This window comes from Halanaerobium sp., assembly GCF_003070835.1.
This window is the reverse complement of sequence record NZ_QBLR01000052.1, coordinates 1-18,579: the sequence shown is the minus strand read 5'-3', so window position 1 is coordinate 18,579 and position 18,579 is coordinate 1. Positions and strand designations below refer to the sequence as shown.

The 18,579-nt window shown below is 32.6% G+C and carries 25 protein-coding genes and 1 riboswitch; of the genes, 1 reads left to right on the top strand and 24 read right to left on the bottom strand.

Translation table 11 applies throughout. From position 1 onward, the window contains the following. Nucleotides 1-662 (top strand): trehalose-phosphatase (otsB, locus tag CI949_RS07635; protein ID WP_290764804.1); only part of this gene is annotated, 662 nt, incomplete at its 5' end. Between the two features lie 165 nt (nucleotides 663-827). On the opposite strand, the gene CI949_RS07630 is transcribed toward otsB, so the two are convergent. The 24 genes from CI949_RS07630 to CI949_RS07515 form a co-directional block, all read right to left on the bottom strand. Continuing rightward, on the bottom strand, nucleotides 828-1,361 hold the full coding sequence (locus tag CI949_RS07630) for a MotE family protein (protein ID WP_089716301.1): 534 nt from the start codon (nucleotides 1,359-1,361) through the stop codon (nucleotides 828-830). Nucleotides 1,362-1,366: 5 nt separating this feature from the next. Next, nucleotides 1,367-1,801 (bottom strand): flagellar export protein FliJ, encoded by a 435-nt coding sequence (gene fliJ / locus CI949_RS07625; RefSeq protein ID WP_089716302.1) that lies wholly within the window; start codon nucleotides 1,799-1,801, stop codon nucleotides 1,367-1,369. Between the two features lie 10 nt (nucleotides 1,802-1,811). Next, nucleotides 1,812-3,119, bottom strand: coding sequence for a flagellar protein export ATPase FliI (fliI, locus tag CI949_RS07620; protein WP_089716303.1), 1,308 nt, complete (start codon nucleotides 3,117-3,119; stop codon nucleotides 1,812-1,814). Continuing rightward, nucleotides 3,112-3,894: a FliH/SctL family protein gene (locus CI949_RS07615; protein WP_089716304.1), complete on the bottom strand. Its 783-nt coding sequence runs from the start codon at nucleotides 3,892-3,894 to the stop codon at nucleotides 3,112-3,114. The genes fliI and CI949_RS07615 overlap by 8 nt, the downstream gene beginning before the upstream one ends. After that, a complete protein-coding gene (gene fliG, locus CI949_RS07610) occupies nucleotides 3,887-4,891 on the bottom strand; it encodes a flagellar motor switch protein FliG (RefSeq protein ID WP_089716305.1) in 1,005 nt (334 codons plus the stop codon). Before fliG ends, CI949_RS07615 begins: the two co-directional genes overlap by 8 nt. Nucleotides 4,892-4,920: 29 nt before the next feature. Beyond that, nucleotides 4,921-6,465, bottom strand: a complete 1,545-nt coding sequence (gene fliF, locus CI949_RS07605) for a flagellar basal-body MS-ring/collar protein FliF (RefSeq protein WP_133618020.1) — start codon at nucleotides 6,463-6,465, stop codon at nucleotides 4,921-4,923. A gap of 132 nt (nucleotides 6,466-6,597) precedes the next feature. Continuing rightward, nucleotides 6,598-6,897: a flagellar hook-basal body complex protein FliE gene (gene fliE / locus CI949_RS07600; protein WP_089717136.1), complete on the bottom strand. Its 300-nt coding sequence runs from the start codon at nucleotides 6,895-6,897 to the stop codon at nucleotides 6,598-6,600. Between the two features lie 22 nt (nucleotides 6,898-6,919). Next, nucleotides 6,920-7,354, bottom strand: a complete 435-nt coding sequence (flgC, locus tag CI949_RS07595; protein ID WP_089717134.1) for a flagellar basal body rod protein FlgC — start codon at nucleotides 7,352-7,354, stop codon at nucleotides 6,920-6,922. A 2-nt stretch (nucleotides 7,355-7,356) separates the two neighbouring features. Beyond that, entirely contained in the window at nucleotides 7,357-7,764 is a 408-nt protein-coding gene (gene flgB / locus CI949_RS07590) for a flagellar basal body rod protein FlgB (RefSeq protein ID WP_223174574.1), read from the bottom strand. Between the two features lie 123 nt (nucleotides 7,765-7,887). Continuing rightward, a riboswitch (cyclic di-GMP riboswitch) is annotated at nucleotides 7,888-7,976 on the bottom strand. Nucleotides 7,977-7,988: 12 nt separating this feature from the next. Further along, nucleotides 7,989-8,342 carry a response regulator gene (locus CI949_RS07585; RefSeq protein WP_089717132.1) on the bottom strand — a complete coding sequence of 118 codons (354 nt, stop codon included), beginning with the start codon at nucleotides 8,340-8,342 and terminating at the stop codon, nucleotides 7,989-7,991. 92 nt (nucleotides 8,343-8,434) lie between these two features. Then, the gene (locus CI949_RS07580; protein WP_223174576.1) at nucleotides 8,435-8,926 is read right to left on the bottom strand and encodes a chemotaxis protein CheD; all 492 of its coding nucleotides are present in this window, start codon (nucleotides 8,924-8,926) and stop codon (nucleotides 8,435-8,437) included. Between the two features lies 1 nt (nucleotide 8,927). Then, nucleotides 8,928-9,530, bottom strand: a complete 603-nt coding sequence (locus tag CI949_RS07575; protein ID WP_089717128.1) for a chemotaxis protein CheC — start codon at nucleotides 9,528-9,530, stop codon at nucleotides 8,928-8,930. A 12-nt stretch (nucleotides 9,531-9,542) separates the two neighbouring features. Next, entirely contained in the window at nucleotides 9,543-10,073 is a 531-nt protein-coding gene (locus CI949_RS07570) for a chemotaxis protein CheW (protein ID WP_166635195.1), read from the bottom strand. Between the two features lie 33 nt (nucleotides 10,074-10,106). After that, on the bottom strand, nucleotides 10,107-10,598 hold the full coding sequence (locus CI949_RS07565) for a chemotaxis protein CheW (protein WP_089717125.1): 492 nt from the start codon (nucleotides 10,596-10,598) through the stop codon (nucleotides 10,107-10,109). Between the two features lie 12 nt (nucleotides 10,599-10,610). Next, nucleotides 10,611-12,602, bottom strand: coding sequence for a methyl-accepting chemotaxis protein (locus tag CI949_RS07560; RefSeq protein ID WP_089717123.1), 1,992 nt, complete (start codon nucleotides 12,600-12,602; stop codon nucleotides 10,611-10,613). 25 nt (nucleotides 12,603-12,627) lie between these two features. Further along, nucleotides 12,628-14,607 (bottom strand): chemotaxis protein CheA, encoded by a 1,980-nt coding sequence (locus CI949_RS07555; RefSeq protein ID WP_089717122.1) that lies wholly within the window; start codon nucleotides 14,605-14,607, stop codon nucleotides 12,628-12,630. Between the two features lie 61 nt (nucleotides 14,608-14,668). Further along, on the bottom strand, nucleotides 14,669-15,043 hold the full coding sequence (locus CI949_RS07550) for a hypothetical protein (RefSeq protein ID WP_290764775.1): 375 nt from the start codon (nucleotides 15,041-15,043) through the stop codon (nucleotides 14,669-14,671). Between the two features lies 1 nt (nucleotide 15,044). After that, nucleotides 15,045-15,455, bottom strand: a complete 411-nt coding sequence (gene fliS / locus CI949_RS07545; protein ID WP_223174573.1) for a flagellar export chaperone FliS — start codon at nucleotides 15,453-15,455, stop codon at nucleotides 15,045-15,047. A 14-nt stretch (nucleotides 15,456-15,469) separates the two neighbouring features. Continuing rightward, on the bottom strand, nucleotides 15,470-15,709 hold the full coding sequence (csrA, locus tag CI949_RS07540) for a carbon storage regulator CsrA (protein ID WP_089717115.1): 240 nt from the start codon (nucleotides 15,707-15,709) through the stop codon (nucleotides 15,470-15,472). Next, nucleotides 15,709-16,164, bottom strand: coding sequence for a flagellar assembly protein FliW (fliW, locus tag CI949_RS07535; RefSeq protein ID WP_223174575.1), 456 nt, complete (start codon nucleotides 16,162-16,164; stop codon nucleotides 15,709-15,711). Before fliW ends, csrA begins: the two co-directional genes overlap by 1 nt. A gap of 29 nt (nucleotides 16,165-16,193) precedes the next feature. Next, on the bottom strand, nucleotides 16,194-16,463 hold the full coding sequence (locus CI949_RS07530; RefSeq protein ID WP_089717111.1) for a DUF6470 family protein: 270 nt from the start codon (nucleotides 16,461-16,463) through the stop codon (nucleotides 16,194-16,196). A 13-nt stretch (nucleotides 16,464-16,476) separates the two neighbouring features. After that, nucleotides 16,477-17,793 (bottom strand): tetratricopeptide repeat protein, encoded by a 1,317-nt coding sequence (locus CI949_RS07525; RefSeq protein WP_089717108.1) that lies wholly within the window; start codon nucleotides 17,791-17,793, stop codon nucleotides 16,477-16,479. A 76-nt stretch (nucleotides 17,794-17,869) separates the two neighbouring features. Beyond that, the gene (locus CI949_RS07520) at nucleotides 17,870-18,064 is read right to left on the bottom strand and encodes a hypothetical protein (protein WP_089717106.1); all 195 of its coding nucleotides are present in this window, start codon (nucleotides 18,062-18,064) and stop codon (nucleotides 17,870-17,872) included. A gap of 233 nt (nucleotides 18,065-18,297) precedes the next feature. Then, on the bottom strand, nucleotides 18,298-18,474 hold the full coding sequence (locus CI949_RS07515; protein WP_290764750.1) for a hypothetical protein: 177 nt from the start codon (nucleotides 18,472-18,474) through the stop codon (nucleotides 18,298-18,300). Nucleotides 18,475-18,579: the final 105 nt, after the last annotated feature.

The window sequence follows — 18,579 nt, the reverse complement described above, 5'->3', positions numbered from 1 at the left end:
CTTTTGCGCTTCCTAAAATTATAAAGAGTTTAAAAAAATTAGAGAAAAGCAGTAAATATTATTTAAGTTTAGTTTCCGGTAGAAAATTAAGTGAGCTGAAAAATATGATAGATCTTAGGCGCAGTAATTATGCAGGTAGTCATGGTCTGGAGATAGAGTTATTTTTTAAAGAAGATGTAGTTTATCCATATCAGGACAAGAGGCTGGATGAATTAAGCAGAAAAAGTTATCAGAAAATAAAAGAAAAATATGTAGAGTCGGAAACAGTTAAGCTAGAAGATAAAGGCATTGGCTTTGCACTGCACATCGACTCTGAATCAAGGCAAAAAGAAATAGAAAGAAAACTTAAGGTAATCTTCGAAAATACTGCTTACCAGCTGCTTTCTGGGAGAAAAATTATCGAAGTTAGGCCAGAAGGATGGGATAAAGGAAAGGCAGTTGACTATATTACTAACCAGATTAAAGATAATTTAGATCTAGACAATATACTCAGGATATATATTGGTGATGATCGGACAGATGAAGATGCATTTAAAGTTCTAGAAGACGGAATTAGAATTTATGTCAAAAATGAAGATGGCTTAAATACAGAAGCTGATTATTATCTTAACGACCCGGATGACACAGCAAAATTACTAAAAAAACTTGCAGGAGAACTTTAATCATCTGCTTTTTATTAGCTAGGAAATTATACCTAATGGTTTGTTGTGGATAATATTTATAGTTTCATAATTTCCGCTATCAACAAAATTTAACCTTACTATATTACAGATTGTTCGAAGGACATTTTGTTCCTTTGGTTTTTAAGTTATTTATTTTTTTAATCATTACTGACTTAATAAACTCATAATCTCTGCTGCTTTATCCTGAGATAAAGACTCAATTACTGCTGCTGCCTGTTCCTCTTTTAATCGAGAAAGAATCTCTACAGCCAGTTCCTGCTCCATCTGCATAATCACAGCTGCAGCTGCTTCTGGCTCCATTCGACGGTATATTTTAGTAACTTTTTCGTATTTTGCTTCTGTATTTTCTCTATCAGTCAGCAGTTCATTATAGTCATTCTGAATTCCAGCAATCCTTTGGTCTCGCTCATCAAGTTCTGCTTCTAAATTCTGAACCCGAGCTTCTAGTTCAGTAATTTTTGTCTCTTTAGCTTTAATTGTCTGCTGAAGTTTCTGATTTTCATTTTCCAATTGAGTCATTTCAGCTCGACTGACTAAATAGTTATTAATAAAAGGAATTTTCGAAGCTATATTATAGGCTGCAGTCTTAACATCAATTACTCCCAATGCATTAAGTGACCAGCTAAGCATTGTGAAAAGAACTAAAAATAATATTAGAAAATATATGAATTTTTTCATCTATTTTATCTACCACCTGTACCATAGTGTCTGCCGAGTTCATCTAGTTCCTTTTGCTCAGCTGCTAAAAATTCTTTAAAGAATTTTTTGCTTTCTTTTTCTTTTAATTTTTCTAAAGTTTTTCTTTCTTTCTTTTTTTCCATCATATATTCAAACTGTTTTTTTACAGCTTCGGCCTTTTCAGCCTTTTTTTCTTCAATCTTTATTTTAACAATCCTTAATCTTTTTAGATAATCTCTCATTTCAATATGAGAGTTAATATTATGATTATCTGTCCTTAAATTATCAAAAACCTCTTCTTTTTCAAGCTCTAATTCTTTAATTTGCTGGTTTATCTCATTTAACTCTTTTTTTAAATGTAGATACTTGTTTTCAGCCTGTTCTTCTTCTTTATTTCTTAAAGATAAAATTTTTTCAAATTTAAATTTATATCCAGTCATTTATCTCATCCTAGTTTGATGCTATTTTCTTTAAGCGGCTAACACTATCCTGATAATTTGCTTTTTCTTCTATATCCTGTCTTAAAAAAGAGTTAATCTGCCCGATTTTCTCTATTGCTTTATCCACTTCCGGATTTGATCCTTTTTCATAAGCTCCAATATTAATTAGATCTTCAGATTTATTATAAGCAGCAAGCCACTGCTGTACCTGTTCAGCAGCTTTCAGGTGATCTTTATCTACCAGGTCATTCATAATTCTGCTGACACTACTTAAAACATCAACTGCTGGATAATGGCCTGATTCAGCCAGCTCTCTAGATAAAGAAATATGTCCATCTAAAATACCTCGAACGGTATCTGATACCGGTTCATTAAAGTCATCACCTTCAACTAAGACTGTATAAAGAGCTGTTATAGATCCTAAATCATTTGTGCCAGTTCTCTCTAAAAGTTTAGGTAGTTCAGCAAAAACAGATGGAGGATAACCTCTAGTAGCTGGAGGCTCACCGATAGCAAGTCCCACCTCTCTTAAGGCCATAGCCACCCGAGTTACAGAATCCATCATCAAAAGCACGTCTTCACTCTGATCGCGAAAATACTCAGCAATAGCAGTTGCTATATTAGCAGCCTTAACTCTTAAAAGAGCTGGTTGGTCAGAAGTTGCTACAACAACTATTGAACGTTTTAAACCCTCTTCACCAAGGTCTTTTTCGATAAAATCTCTAACCTCACGCCCTCTCTCTCCAACAAGAGCAATTACATTAATATCAGCATTTGTATTACGAGCAGCCATTCCAAGCAGTGTTGATTTACCAACACCACTACCGGCAAATATACCAAGACGCTGCCCTTTGCCACATGTTAAAAATCCATCAATACATCTAACACCTAAAGAAAGAGGCTGTTTAATCCGGCGCCGCTTGAGTGGATCTGGTGGCCGGCGATTAACCTCAACAGCTGTACCTAAATTTTGATAGCTGCCATTAAGAACATTTCCACTTCCATCGATAATTTTACCGAGTAGATGCTCTCCTACATTTATTTTGAGTTTTTCGCCTGTGGCAACTACTCTAGCTCCAGGTTTTATACCTTCCATCTCACCAATAGGCATCATCAGAATTTTATTATCATCAAAACCAACAACTTCTGCCTTAATATCACCCTGATCGCTTTTGATTAAACAAATCTCGCCGATTGATGCATGAGGACCGATCGATTCGATTACAAGTCCAATAACCCTGTTTATATGGCCAAAATTTCTAGTTGTATCGATCTGATTAAGTTTTTGTTCAAGTTTATCCATATCTAAATCAAACACTGTCCTCAACCTCTTTTAAAAGTTCTTCTCTAATCAGCTCAATTTTATGCGAAATACTTCCTTCTTTTCCACCCAGACTGCTTTCTACGATACAATCACCTTTTTCAAGTTCAAAATCCCCCTTAAAGTTTAGATTCTTTTCTTCAAGGCGAGAATAAAGGTTATTTTGTTCTAAATAAGGTATTAAATCAGGATGGATTCGGACCGTTATATTATTATGACTCTCATCAATCTTTGAGAGCATCTCAGAAACAATATTATTAATAATTTCAGGTTCTTGCTCCAACTTCACATCAATAATTATAGATGCAATTTTTACAGAAAAATTTATAATATTTTTTTGAGCTTCAACTGTCTTCTTTTTCATTTCTGCTTTAAAAGAATTAGCAGTTAAAAGTAGTTCATTTACAGCTTTGTCAATTTTGTTTTGAGCTGTTTTTATCGCTTCAGCTTCAGCTTCTTTTTTTATTTTGGAAAAAATTTCCTCTTTTTGTAATTCTATTTCTTCCTTTTCTCTTTGCGCAGATTCAATAATTTCTGCAGCCTTTATTTCTGCTTCAGTTATAATCTGTTCTGCTTCGGCATCTGCCTTTTTCCTTTGCTGTTTAATTAAAGTTTTTTTTTGTTTATTTTTCTGCTCACTATTTTTTTTATTCTTTGAGTTATCATCCTGACCATCTTTTTGTTCAGCTGTGGATTCAAGAGAAAAAGATTTTTTGTGGTTTTTTATTTTATACTTACCTATAATTTGAGAAGCTTTAATAATCTTAGACAACTACTTCACCCTCCCCACCTCTAGCAATTACAATTTCTCCACTTTCTTCTAATTCTCTAATCACATTAACAATCCTTTGCTGTGCATCTTCTACCTCTCTAATACGTACAGGTCCCATAAATTCCATATCTTCTTCTAGCATTTCTGCTGCTCGCTGAGACATATTGCTCTTAATGATATTTCCAACCTCATCACTGGCTGTTTTTAGAGCCAGAGCAAGATCATGTGTTTCAACCTGACGCAGTACAAGCTGAACAGCTCTATCAGTAAGAAGTACAATATCTTCGAAAACAAACATTCTCTTCTTAATTTCTTCTACTAATTCAGGATCATCTTCTTCTAATTTATCAAGGATATTTTTTTCTGTTCCTCTGTCAACCTGATTTAAAACATCAACAATTGACTGGATCCCTCCTGCACGAGCATATTCATTACTGGCAACAGCAGACAATTTCTTATCTAAGACGCTTTCTACTTCTTTGATAATTTCTGGAGAAGTTCTATCCATCATAGCAATTCTTTTTGCTACCTCACTCTGAACATCAGTAGACAGCATCGAAATAACTTGAGAAGCTTGAGCAGGATCAATATAGGCTAAAATTAAAGCTATTGTCTGTGGATGTTCCCCCTGAATAAAATTTAATAATTGGGCAGGATCAGATTTACGGATAGAATCAAATGGTCTTACCTGTAGAGTTGCAGTCAAACGATTAATAATTTCCTTAGTTTTCTCAGGACCAAAAGATTTTTCCAAGATTTTTTTGGCATAATTAATACCACCAGAATTAATATAGCTATTCGCCTGCTGTAGATTAATAAATTCCTGCTGAATTTCCTTCTTTAAACTAGGATCTATTTTATTTTGATTGGCAATTTCTAAGGTCAATTTCTCTACTTCATCATCATCTAAATGTTTAAATATATCAGAAGAAATTTCCGGCCCTAATGATATTAAAAGTATTGCTGCTTTTTCTTTACCTGTAAGTTCATCTCTCATGATAAATCCCTTTCAATTTTTAACATTTATTATTCATCCAATAACCAACTGCGGATTAATTTTGCTGCATTTTCTGGATCTGAATGAATCATTTGTTCTAACTCTCGTTTCATATGAGCTTCTTTTCTCTGTTCGCGATCTGGTTGGAATAATGATTCTAATTCATCTTCATTGTCCTCAACTGACATATCTAAATTTGTCCCTGATTGCGTCTGAATACCATTTCTTCTGACCAAATAAATAATTAGACCTGCACTTATTAATAAAACAAATGCAATCAGAGCCCCATAGATATACATTCTTCGCCTTTCTGCCGCTGCCTGACTTTCTCTTGCAGCCTCGGCTTCTTCCTGTAATGAGTTATCGAAGTTAACTGCAGCAATATTTAAAATATCTCCCCGATCCTGATCATAGCCAATAGCCGCAGCTACTGCTGATCTAATCTGAGCAAGCCTTTCCTCATCTGTGGTTTGATCAACCATTACTGAAACCGAAAGTTTTTCAACATCCCCTGGCGCATAAACATGCTGTTCTATTCGTTCATTTATTTCATAATTTGTTATTCTATTTTCACTTTCATAAGTTTCAGACTCTGCCTCAGCTCCTGCCTGATACTGAGGAATATTTGTGTCAGTTCCCGGCACTCCTTGAGCACCCGAGCTTCCCTGCTGGCTTTGTGTTGAAACTTCTTCGCTTCTGACTATTCCATTTTCATCCACAATCGGAGTATATGTTTTGCTTTCAGCCTGTCTTTGATCAAAATTTAGATCAGCATAAACTTCTACTACAAAATTGTTTGGACCTAAAACTCTGGTCAAAAGTGAGTTTAAATCATTTTTTAAAGAGGCTTCAAATTCCTTGCGAAATACAAAATTTTGAGGATTAACACCTTCACCAGCTGCAGAATTATTATTTGAAAGCAAATTCCCGTTAGTATCAACAATAGTAACTTCTTCTAAGGGTAAATCCTGTACACCACTGGCAACTAAATTGCGAACTGCTTCTATTTGAGATTGACTCATCCTAAAACCTGGCTCTAACTCGACTAAAACTGAAGCAGTTGCAGATCTTTCTTCGGCTAAAAAAAGACTTTCCTGGGGAGGTGTAATTTGAACTTTAGAATAACTAATACCAGAAATGGATTGAACTGAACGACCTAATTCCCCTCCCAAAGCCCTGTAATAATTTACCTTTCTTTCAAATTCTGTTGTCCCAAAACTACTCTGATCAAAAATTTCAAATCCTACTACACCCTGGTCAGGCAAACCAGCAGCTGCCAGATTTAGGCGAAGTCTATAAATATCATCTTCTGGAACTAAAATGGTATTACCCTGTCCACCTAATTTATATTTAACACCATTTTCCTCTAATCTTTCAACAATCGCGGCTGAATCAGAGGTACTTAAATCCGCATATAGTGGCTGGTAATTAACAGAACTTCCTCTAAAAATCAAGTAAGCAAAAACTAAGGACATTAAAACAGTCAGCAATATAATTAAGAGTTGAATAGTTTTATTCAATTTTTTCCATAAGGTGCTGAGTTCTTCCTTATATTTTGCAAAGATCTCCGCCATCATAAAACCTCTTTCTAAATTATTAATCACTTTACTAATTATTTTATTAATTATTTTATTAATTACTTTAATGATTTATATTATTTGTGTATTTTAGAACAAAAAACAGGACAATTCTAATTTAATAAGATACTAAACCTGAAGCCGCATTATCTCTTTATATGCATCAATAGCTTTAGACTGAACTGCCGTTGTTAAATTAACAGCTATTTTAGCTTTTTCGGCCGCTATCATTACCTGATGAATATTATCAGTTTTTCCAACTGCAAAATCGGCTGTCATTTCTTGCGAATCTTTTTGCAGTTCATTTACTTCAACTAACTTTTCTTGAAAAAATTCAGAAAAATTTTTATTTTTTGGTGCCTGAGCTGCTTCATTTTGCTCAAGCTTAAAATTATTTGCTATCTTAATCGGATTAATAATATTATTCACTGTTTTCACCTCTTTTTAAAGCTTAAGTACTAATATTTAAAGCACTATTTGCCATGCTTTTATAATTAGAGATTGCCTGAACATTAGCTTCATAACTCCTACTAGCATCAATCATGTTAACCATTTCAGTCATCACACTAACATTTGGTAATTCTAAATATCCATTTTCATCAGCATCAGGATGATCTGGTCTGTACTCTACCCTAAAAGGAGAAGGATCTTCCTCAATTGCACTTACCTCAACTCCTGCCTTCGAATCACTGTTACTCCTTTTAGCAGAATTTAATCGAATAAATTCATTATTAAATTTTTCCCTAAATACTGCAACTTTTCTTCTATAAGTATTCCCATCTTGAGCACGAGTAGTCTCTGCATTAGCTATATTACTGGAAATAAGATCCATCCTCAATCTCTGAGCTGTTAATCCAGAAGCACTGATATCAATTCCTTTAAACACTTTTATTTACCTCCCTGATTTATTACTTGATTTAAATTCGAAAAATGACCTGCCGCACGACGGGTCATCACATTATAATATATACTATTTTTAGCCATTTCTGCCATTTCATGGTCAATATCTACATTGTTTTGATCATTTCGGAAACTAAGGTTATTTTTGGAATTTAAAGTCTGGGAAGTATATTCTTTGCGAAAAGGAATATGTTTTTCATTAGTAGTTTTAATTGAAATACTTTTAGAATTTTCACTGTCTATTTTTTTGGACAAGATTGACTTAAAATCAATATCCTGCCGTTTATAATTAGGTGTACCGATATTAGCTATATTATTAGAAATTAATTCACTACGTTTGACTGATCCATCAAGAGCACTTTTAATGATTGACAAATAGTTATTGATTTTTCCCACCCCCTAAATCAAAATATATAAAATTGGCCTTTAGTTTTCTAAAGGCCGCAGATAAATTAATTAAATTAGACTTCAAACTATAGTATCAGACAACTATAATAAAGTCACTATTTATTCTAATTATTATGCAACCTGGCAGTCATAACAATAATTATTGTTTTAGACCCACAGTTTTGCGCCATTGTCTTTCAACAATTTAGCCAATATTATTTATTTTAAATGAATTATAGCAATTTTTCTAAAGATTCCATTACTCTATCTTTTTTAAATGGTTTTACAATAAAATCTTTTGCTCCCATTTCAATTGCCTGAATAACAATTTTTTGTTGTCCCATTGCACTGCAAACAACTATTTTTGCAGATGGGTCAATATCCTGAATTGCTTTTATTGCTTCTAAACCATCCATAACCGGCATTGTAATATCCATAGTGACAATATCAGGCTTTAATTCCTGATAAAGTTCAATAGCTTCTTTGCCATTTTCTGCTTCACCAGCAATTTCGAAATCATCTTTAAGAATATTTTTTAGATTTAAACGCATAAAAGCAGCATCGTCTACTATTAAAACTGAATTCATATAAGGTTTACCTCCTAGTAATTCTCTGCACTGCTATTGTTAATAATAACAGATAATTTTTTTATTTACAAGACAAATTTATTAATTAATTTTTAAATTGTGATGTTTTCTTTATTAAAGGCAGTTACTCTAACTTTACCATCAGTGAGATGAAAATACATTGAGCGTCCATAATCTTTTGCCAGATCTGAACCAACAATTCTTATCTTTTGATTTTTTAGTACCTCTTTTACTGCTTCAATATTTTTTTTGCCTATCTGCATTACAGACTGACCACCTTCTGTCTTAAACATCCCTGCCCCTCCCACAATTTTTGCTTTTAATCTTCTTCTTTTAGCTCCTTTTTCAATCATTTTTTCTAAAAGAAATGGAACAGCAGTATCTGCATATTTTGCTTCCGCTTTTTTCTTCCCTTTACTTTTGGGAAGCATAACATGAGCAAGTCCTCCTATTTTAGTAAAATCATCATAAAGTGCTACTCCTATGCAGGAACCAAGACCTAAAATAACAAGCTGAGAATCTTCCTGATCTACTGCCCAGTCACCCATTTTAACTATTGTTTTTCTTTCTTCTTTTTGCTCCACACTAATCAAGGTTATCACCCATCAAATGCTGGAAAAAAATATCAATTGATTCTTCTTCGGGAATGAAAAAATAATATAATTCCAACTTTTCGTCAGAAATAATAAATTCAGTTTCTAATAAAATTATCTCATCATCACTTTGATTAAAATCTATAACTGAACTACTGAGCACAGCACCCGCCATATCATATGCTACTGCAGGCAATCCCTGGCTTAAATTTAAATTACTGAAAATATTTATTGCTTTTAAGTAGGCACCACTCAAAATATTACCGAGTTCTCTTAAGGCAGAATTTTGAATCTCATCTTCAGGCAATTCACCTTCTCTAAACAAAAGATGAAGAACTTTTTCCACCACCTGCATCTCAAGAACCAAAAGTATTTTTCCAGAAATTTCTCCTTCAAAATTAATTAATGTACAAGAAATATAATCTTCCTGGTCTCCTGTGATTTCTGGAAGATCTTCTATCGGCATTAATTCAATTCTCGGCACTGTTATATCAATTTTCTGATCAACCATTGTCGAAAAAGCTGTTGCCGCATTACCCGCACCAATATTTGCTATCTCTTTTAATATATCTTTTTTTTCTTTATCTAAATTCATAACCTGCCCCTTTTATTCGTTAACAACATTATCTTCTAATTCTTGAATTTGATTCATCTCTTCTCTAGTTAAGACACTTTCCAAATCAAGAATCATCAGCAATTCTTCCTCTTCAGTCCTACCAACACCCGCTATGTATTCACGATCTATCTTTTGCGCAAGTGAAGGTAAATTTTCAATTTCTTCTCCATTTAATTCTTTGATTTGTTTTACTTCTTCAACCATCATTCCTGCTGTTAGATTTTCTAATTCTACAATAATGATTATTCTATTCTTATCTTGAGAAGCTTCTTTGTTATTGTTTTGAGAAGTTTCTTCTTTTTTTATATTTAATCTAAGCTGTAAATCTATAACAGGAACCACCATACCACGCAAGTCTATAAGTCCCGCAATATACTCAGGACTTTCTGGTACTAAAGTCAGTTCTTTACATGATAAAATTTCTCTGGTTTGTTTTATGTTAACCCCAAATTGCTTTCCAGCAAGAGTAAATATAATATATTTTTGTTGTTCGTTCCTTTTCTTAGAATTCTTTAACTGCAAAATAATTCACCTCCAAATTTTCTATATAATATTTTAAGCAAAAAGTGTTTTTTCTAAGTCAAGAAGAATTAACAAAGGCTTGTTATCCCGAGCCCAAACACCTCTTAGGTAATCTTCTCTTATACCCTTTTCAAGTTCAGGAGGTGGGGCTATTTTTTCTTCTTCAACCCAGGTAATACCTTCTATATGATCGACTTGAATACCTAAAAGCTGTTCTTCACTTTCGACAGTTATTATTCTCTGCTCAGATTCTGCAAATAAATGCTTATCAATATGCTCTTCGATTCCAAAACGGCGGCTAAGCTCAATCACCGGCACAATTATACCTCTCAGATTAATTACTCCAACAACATAATCGGCTGTGTTTGGTACTTCTGTAATCTTAGCCTCTTTAATAATTTCTCGTGTTTTATCTATTTTTATTCCATATTGTTCAGCATCAATATTAAATACTACATATTGATTCAAATCAGACTTGCTATCCTGAGCAGCCATTGAACTAGATTTTCCTTTATTTAAGGACATTTTTTCACCTCTTTAAGAAATTTTAAATTCATTAACCAACTCTTTTAACTCTACTGTCATTTCTGTCAGACTTCCAACTGCATTATTAAGATTATCAACTGCCACAGATTGTTTCTGTACTGATTCTGAAATTTGGTCACTATTTACTGCCTGTTCTTCAGTTACTCTTGAAATATCTTTGCTTCCTCGGTTAAGCTCATCAACAGCTTCAGCAGTATTTTTAACCTGAGTCACAACATCTTTTATCTTATCTGTTATATGATTAAAAGATTTCCCAGTGCTTGCTACCGAATCCGCTCCCTCCTTAATCTGAGAGTTTGTATTATTAATTACTTTAACGGCATCCTTAATTTCCTCTTGTAAGTTACTTACAAGATTTTTTATTTCATTAGTTGAACCTTTTGTTTCTTCGGCTAAATCTCTAATCTCATCAGCAACAACAGCAAAACCTCTTCCTGCATCCCCAGCTCTCGCTGCCTCTATTGCAGCATTTAAAGCAAGTAGATTAGTCTGTTCTGCTATAGCAGAAATCATATTTACAATTCCATTTATCTGACCAGCAGAAGCATTTAAATTGTTGATTTTATCTATTGATTCTGCTGAAACATTTAGAATATTTTCCATTTCTTTTTCTGTCTTTTGCATTTCTAAGAGACCATTTTCAGCAAGCTCATTTACCTCATCAGTATATTCAGTTATACCCTGAACATTTTCATTAATATTTGAGCTAGTTGAAGCAAATTCTTGAGCTGATGCAGCTACCTCTTCAATGGAAGCAGAAAACTCTTCAATTGAAGCTGCAACACTGTCGACTGCAGAACTAGTTTCAGCTGCAGTTACTTTTAAATCAGCACCTGTTTTTTCAGTTTTAACTGCAGAACTGCTGATATTGTCAATTAGCTTCTTAATATTATCTACCATTTTATTAAAGTCAGCTGCAAGTTCTCCAATTTCATCATTATTTTCGACTTCAGCTTTTTTAGTTAGGTCTCCATTAGCTATAAAATTCACGGTGTTTCGAAGCTCTATAATTGGTTTAGAAATATAATCTGCAAGATAATAAGCAACTGCTGTACCAATTAAAACTGCAATTATCCCAATAATTAAACTGATATAACGAAGTCTAATTAATGGGCTCAAAACATTTTGGTTGTTAGCTTTAATCCCAATTGACCAGTCAGCATTATTTAAAGGAGCATAAGCTACTCCACTATCAATTCCCATCAGATTATAAAATTCTATCTGGCTTAAGTCGTTTTGCATATTATTAAAAAGCTGAGCCACTTCTTCTCCACCATCTCTTAATAGCTGCTGGTTACCGATATATTTTTCATCTTCATATGCTAGAAGATAATTATCCTGATTAATAATAAAACCATGACCGCTGCCGTTAATGTTTAAAGTAGCGGCAAATTCATTCAATTTATTAAGAGTAATTGTACCTCCAAAAAATGTTGCAAGTTTTTCCTCAACAAAATAAGGTTCAATAATCATAATAACTTCTTTAGACCCACCAGGCTGAGTTAAAGGGTTACTGATAAATATTTCTTTACTCTCTAAAGCCTGCTTAAAAACCGGATTATCAGAAAAGTCTATATCTTCTTCGGTGCTGGTTATGCTCATTACTCCCTCAAGATCCAAAATAAACATTGAATTAAGGTATTCATTGTTTTCAACTATATTTTTAAAACGTGCATTATTTCCCACCTTATAATAAAGTTCTCTTGCTAAACTTGTAGGCAGATTAACCCTTGTATCAAACCAGGCATGGTCAACATTTTCAACTGCATTCATACCCTGATCAATTACCATATCTAATTGGGCAGCACTACTTTGTATTTTATCAAGAGCAGAGCTATAGATGCTTTCTTCTAAAATATTTTTAGTTTGAAAATATGTAATAGTTGTAGAAAGAGCAATTAATATTAAAACAAGAAGACTTATTATTATAATAAGCTTTGTTTTTATACTCTGCCAGTTTATTTTTTTAATATCAAATTCCATTTAAAATTTCCTCCAATATTTATATTTATTTACTAACAACATCTCTGACATCAATAATTAAAGCAACATCACCATCACCAATTATAGTAGCACCACTGATATATCTGGTATCCTGCAGATATTTTCCAAGAGATTTAATTACAATTTCTTGCTGATTTAACAGCTGTTCTACAACTAAGCCAACTTTTCTTTCTCCACTTTTTAAGATAACGACAGAAAGATCTTTGGCTGAGTTTTTAAAAGTTTTCTGCTTTTCATTTCCAAAGATAGAGGCTGCTGAAACAATCGGAATTGTTGTTTCTCTTAATACTATTACATCCATACCTCTAATTTTTTTGATATTCTGAGGCTCAATTGTTAGAGTTTCACTAACTGAATTTAACGGAATTGCAAAAATATCGCCGAGAATCTTTACCATTAAGGCTTGCGAAATAGCCAGTGTTAGGGGTAAAGTTATCTTAAAAGTACTTCCCTTTCCTGGTTCTGAATTAATACTGATTTGACCGTCAAGTTTTTTGACAGTACTACGGACAATATCCATTCCAACACCTCTACCGGAAACATCTGTTATTTCCTGAGCTGTACTAAAGCCGGGATGAAAAATAAAATCTAGTATATCTCTTTTTTCCATCTGTTGAATTTCTTCCTCTTCCACAATTCCTTTGGCAACTGCCTTTTTAGAAATTGCTGCCGCTTCTATACCTGCACCATCATCTTTAACTTCAATAATAATTTCGCTTCCTTTTTGATAGGCAGTTAACTCAATCTGGCCTTCTTCATCTTTACCATTTGCTTTTCTTTGAGCCGGTTTTTCTATTCCATGATCAATAGCATTTCTAAGCAAATGAGTTAGAGGATCAGCTAATTCATCAATAATTGAACGATCAAGCTCGGTTTCCTGGCCTGTCATTACAAAATTAATTTCTTTATTCATTTTATTGCTCAAGTCTCTCATCATTCTTGGAAAGCGGCTGAACATTACCCCAACCGGAACCATTCTAATCTGCATCACTATATGATGTAAATCCATAGTTACCCGATCAAGCTGAGGCATGATTTCTGTAAATTTTGTTTTTTTAATATTAAGCGATTCTAAACGACTTTTGTTAATTAAAAGCTCTCCTACCATATTCATTAAAGTATCAAGTTTAGAAATATCCACTCTAACTGTAGAACTGCTGTTAAAACTGCTTACACCTGTTTTTTTAGAATCAGCTTTTTTAGCTGTGCTTTCTTGATTAATTTCCAGCTGTGAATTTTGAAGTTCTTCTAAATTAATCAAATTAACACTTTGTTGTGCTTCTAATTCTGTTTTAAACTCCTCTGAATCGAGCCAGCTTAAAGCAATTATATTTAATTCGCAAATATCTAATTCTGAGTTTTCAATTTCATCTTTTGTTGGATTAGATTTAAAAAGCTGACCAATTTCATCTAACTTTTTTAAAAGCATAAAAGCTCTTACAGACTTAAATTCTTCTTCAACAATTTCCGCTTTAATCTGATAAACTCTTTCCTTATCCTTTTTCTTATCTAAGAGCGCCTCTTTTTCTGAATCGGTCAAAAAATCTTCTAAATCTTCTGAGCTTTTTTGAGCTTTGCTTTTACTTTCTATGGGGCTATTTTCGGTATAAGCAATAAGTTCAGCTACTAAAACATCAATATCAAAATCTTCAGGTTCTTCCCCACCATTATCTTCCACAGCTTTAACTAAATATTGAATATTGTCTAAAGCCTGAAATAAAAGGTCTATAAATTCGGTTTTGACACTTATTTTTCCCTCTCTGATTTTATCCAGGCTGTTTTCTAATTTATGAGTCAATTCTGTTAAGTTTTCAAAACCCATTGCTGCTGCCATTCCTTTTAAAGAGTGAGCAGCTCTGAATATAGCATCAATTGTTTCTTTATCTTCTGAATTATTTTCCAATGTTAAAATACCATTATTTAAAACTTCTATATATTCTTTGGCTTCGGCAAAAAACATATTTAAATATTCATTGTCCTTCAAAAAAATCCCTCCCCTAGCTTTATTCGTTATTAGTTAAATAAAAAAATAATCTAATTTTTTTTTAGCTCTTTTGATCAAAAAACTTTGCTTCCTGATGACCTCTATTATGATAGCCTTTAATACTTTTTTTACGTCCATATAATTCTAAAAGTTTTGTTTTAATTTCTCCCTTTTTTTGAGTCAGAATTTCCATATTTTCTTGTTGAATTTCTGCAGCCTCAGCTAATAGTTCTTTTAACTTTTTGATATCTGATTTTTGAAGTTTTTTTGTTTCAGCTGATTTGACTGACGCTTCTTTTTCCTCAATTTCTCTGATTAGATCATTTTTAGCAGCTAATAGTTCTTTTAACTCTTCATAAGCTGCCGCCTGTATATATTTTTTCTCTTCTACTATCTTTTGATTTAATTTTTGATATAAGTTGAGTAATGAAGCCATTTTAACCTCCAATATTAACTCTCTGTTGAGGCTCAGACTTTGATTGATTTAATATTATCTCTTTATAAGCAGAATGAAGTTCCTCCAAAAGAGGAATGATATTTTTTAAATGTTTGGTGTCTTTTTTTAAATTTGCCTGCAGCAGCTCCTGATATATAAAATCATATAATCCCTCTAATCGATCTGCCAGCTGGCCTCCCTTTTCTTTATCTAAAGTCCTTTTAAGTTCTAAAATAATATTCTGTACCTTAATAATATTTTTATGACTCTCTTCAATATTATTAGCTTCTATATTCTGTACTGCCAGTTTAGCAAATTTTAATGATCCCTGATAGAGCATTAATAAAAGTTTGCCTGGGTTGGCTGTATTAATCTGAGTTTTCTTGTACTGTTCCGCGCGATTTTTATTCACAATAATCGCCTCCTTTAATCCTTTGAATCTGAATTGAATTTTAACTGCTGCAGCTTTTTTAAAAGGTTTTTATTTGCAGCTGCTTCTCTGTTTTCTTTTTTCACATCTTCTAATAGTTCTTTTCTTAAAATTTCTATTTCTCTGGGAGCAGTTATTCCCAACTGAACACTGCTATTATCAACCGCAACTACAGTTATTTCTATATCGCTCCCAATTAAAATTTTTTCATTTTCTTTTCTAGTTAAAACCAACATTATTCTGACACCTCTTCTAACTGAGCAGACTGCTGCTCAGCTTCCGCAAAAATCGGATAACGAACGCTTAATTTGTGGTTATCCAGAATAATCTGGCTGCCTAATCTCTCTTTGAGATTGATAATTATTGGAGCTGATAAATTGGCCGTTATATTCTCTATTTTATTCTTTAAAGTAATTATATTCAATACTAAAATTTCCTCGATTGAATTTATTTTTAATTCTTTTTCTTTTTTATCACTTATTTCAAATTCATAATCAGAAATTAAGTTCCTGGGCTCAATTGTAATAAATGCCAGTTCGGGATTCACTATAGACTGCATAATTATAAAAGGTGAATCATCGGCAAAGGGTAGTAAGACAAATTCTCGATATTCCTCAAATCCAGGTAGCCCACCTTTAAAATTTATTATTTGATCTTTCTCAATTTCTATTTTCCCAAAATCTCTTGTCATTAACTCCAATTTTACTGCCCCCTTGTATTTTAAGCTTTAAAATCTATATTTGGCCCTGGTTTGTAGACAATTCTCAGTTCTCTTTCTTCCGTATACATAATTTCAGAGCCAAGATCTGATAATTTGTAGTTTTTAAAATCAGCTAACTTATCACCTGTAGATGCATAAAATCTAACCGCTTCAGCAGCAGCCTTTTTTCCCTGTTGAGCAATGTCTCCAGCTCTATCGGCAAGATTATAAAAACCCATTGCCTTGCGTGAAGGATAACTATCTATTTTTAAAGTTAAATTATTAAGCATAACTTTTAACTCCTCAGTTTTCTTTATTTAAAATATCATAGACTTTTGAGTTATTATAAGAGCTATAAGGTGCATCCTCCCTTAACTGCTGTAAAATCTCTTTTGCTTCTTCAAGTTTATCCTGCTCATCTAAAAGTAAACCTAAATTATATAATGCCTCTTCATAATAATTTGTCTCAGGATAATTATCAATATAAAGCTGATAATAATTCTCAGCTGCCAGATAATTCTGAGTAAGTTGGCTGCTTCTAGCTAAAAGATAAAGGCTTTCTCTTTTTAAATACTCAGCCTCAGAAAATTTATACAACTGCTCAAAAATAGCTGCCGCGTCCTGATAGCGTTGATTTCTAAGTGCCTGAAGTCCAAGATTAAATAACTCCTGTTCTCGATCCTCACTGAAATATTCTTCATAAGTTTCTGCCGAATTCTTTTTAGCTTCATTTTCTTTGATTGTCCTAATCAGATCAAGAGAAATTGGATTTTCAATAGCTTTAAACTTCATTAAATCAAGTTTTAAATCTAAATTATTCAAAGAGTTGAATCCCTCATTCTTGCTCTCCTGTTGGCTCTCCTGATCTGGATTTTGATTTTTATTATTTTCTGCTGCAGCTGATTGCTTCTTAATTTCTTCCTGTTGAACCGTATTATCTAATTGAACTGGCTGTTCTTCACTATTTATATAAAAAATCAAAAAAACTGCTAAAAGTGCTGTTAAAATCAAAGTAGTTTCTTTTTTATATTTAAAGAATTTAAATTTTTCTAAATTAAAACGGCTTAGATCAAATCTATCTAAACTAAAAAACTTATACTTATTTTCTATATTTTCACATTCCATTATATAATCTTTGATATTTTTATTACCGCTGTCTAAATCATAAGCCTGATACAAATATTTTAGTGCTTCCTGGTAATTTTGATCTTCTTTGTATAATAAGCCTAAAATTAAATAAGGCTCAATTAGTTCATCATGTTTATTGATAATGGTTTTTAAAAACTCTATTTTTTCACTTTTGCCAACAGTATCATTAAATAATATTTCTTTATATTCCTGACGCAGTTCTAAAAAATCTTTTTTTGTGATTAGTTCTAAATAATCAATCGCCTGATTATTTTTTCTTTTTATAGCTAGACTCTGTCTCCAATAATTTTCAGCTTTATCAAAACGACATTTGAGATAATAACCCAGAGCTAGCAAATTAAGTGCTAAAACATCTTTAGGATTAAACTTAAGGCAAAGTTTTAATTCTTTTACTGCTTCAGTTACATTGTTTTTTTTGAACAGTTCTAAGGCTTTTTGATAGTGAAAATTAGTTCTGTTATTTTTATCCATTAAAGTACCTCACAAGTTTTAATACATTTATATTTAAAATTCAATTCACAATCAATTTGACCAATTTTTAAAAAAATTAGGCTTTCACATTCAAATGATGACCGCGATTGATTCCAGCTGCCTGCTGAACAGCTTCAGTAGTTTCCTGCATTCCTTGCAAAAGTTTACCGACACTTGCTGCATCCTGACCCATTGATTTCTGCATTGACATCATACCTAAGGCCTGCTGTACACTTGCAATTTGACTCTGCATGGCAGAATTTATATTCATTTGCTTCAACTCCTTTTTTTATTTACAATTATAATTTATTATAGCACATTATTTGTGAGGATAAAAGAAAACTGCTGTTTAAAAAGCCTTTTCTGACAATATCATCAGCTCTTATTATTATTGTCGTTTAAAATAGCTATTTTATTAAACACTCTCAGCTTTGATTTAAGGCAATAAAATCAAGAATAATCAAACTTAAACCTATTTACAGGCCTATACAACTCTATTTCAAATTAATTTACAGCTATTTTAAGTTCTTCCGCATATTCTGCTAACTTTTCTGGAGCAGCTTTCTTACTTTTTTCCTCATCTTCCATTTCAGATTGATGAATATAATTACGCTCATCTGTAGACCAGATATAATTTTGGAGCCATTTGGCATAAATTTTGTTGCTGAAAACAAAAAACAACCGCTCTCTTCTGAAAAAAGAATAACGATTGCAAAAAAATAACTGCTATCTACAATAGAATAGATAACAGTTTCTGAAAACATATTTTTCTGTTGGTCTAAAAAC

What these genes read in the sequence shown, in the direction of transcription:
- CI949_RS07630 (WP_089716301.1), bottom strand. Translation starts at nt 1,361, where the DNA reads ATGAAAAAATTCATATATTTTCTAATATTATTTTTAGTTCTTTTCACA.
- fliJ (WP_089716302.1), bottom strand. Translation starts at nt 1,801, where the DNA reads ATGACTGGATATAAATTTAAATTTGAAAAAATTTTATCTTTAAGAAAT.
- fliG (WP_089716305.1), bottom strand. Translation starts at nt 4,891, where the DNA reads ATGAGAGATGAACTTACAGGTAAAGAAAAAGCAGCAATACTTTTAATA.
- fliF (WP_133618020.1), bottom strand. Translation starts at nt 6,465, where the DNA reads ATGGCGGAGATCTTTGCAAAATATAAGGAAGAACTCAGCACCTTATGG.
- CI949_RS07585 (WP_089717132.1), bottom strand. Translation starts at nt 8,342, where the DNA reads ATGAATTCAGTTTTAATAGTAGACGATGCTGCTTTTATGCGTTTAAAT.
- CI949_RS07575 (WP_089717128.1), bottom strand. Translation starts at nt 9,530, where the DNA reads ATGAATTTAGATAAAGAAAAAAAAGATATATTAAAAGAGATAGCAAAT.
- CI949_RS07565 (WP_089717125.1), bottom strand. Translation starts at nt 10,598, where the DNA reads ATGTCCTTAAATAAAGGAAAATCTAGTTCAATGGCTGCTCAGGATAGC.
- CI949_RS07560 (WP_089717123.1), bottom strand. Translation starts at nt 12,602, where the DNA reads ATGGAATTTGATATTAAAAAAATAAACTGGCAGAGTATAAAAACAAAG.
- CI949_RS07550 (WP_290764775.1), bottom strand. Translation starts at nt 15,043, where the DNA reads ATGGCTTCATTACTCAACTTATATCAAAAATTAAATCAAAAGATAGTA.
- csrA (WP_089717115.1), bottom strand. Translation starts at nt 15,709, where the DNA reads ATGTTGGTTTTAACTAGAAAAGAAAATGAAAAAATTTTAATTGGGAGC.
- fliW (WP_223174575.1), bottom strand. Translation starts at nt 16,164, where the DNA reads ATGACAAGAGATTTTGGGAAAATAGAAATTGAGAAAGATCAAATAATA.
- CI949_RS07530 (WP_089717111.1), bottom strand. Translation starts at nt 16,463, where the DNA reads ATGCTTAATAATTTAACTTTAAAAATAGATAGTTATCCTTCACGCAAG.
- CI949_RS07525 (WP_089717108.1), bottom strand. Translation starts at nt 17,793, where the DNA reads ATGGATAAAAATAACAGAACTAATTTTCACTATCAAAAAGCCTTAGAA.
- CI949_RS07520 (WP_089717106.1), bottom strand. Translation starts at nt 18,064, where the DNA reads ATGAATATAAATTCTGCCATGCAGAGTCAAATTGCAAGTGTACAGCAG.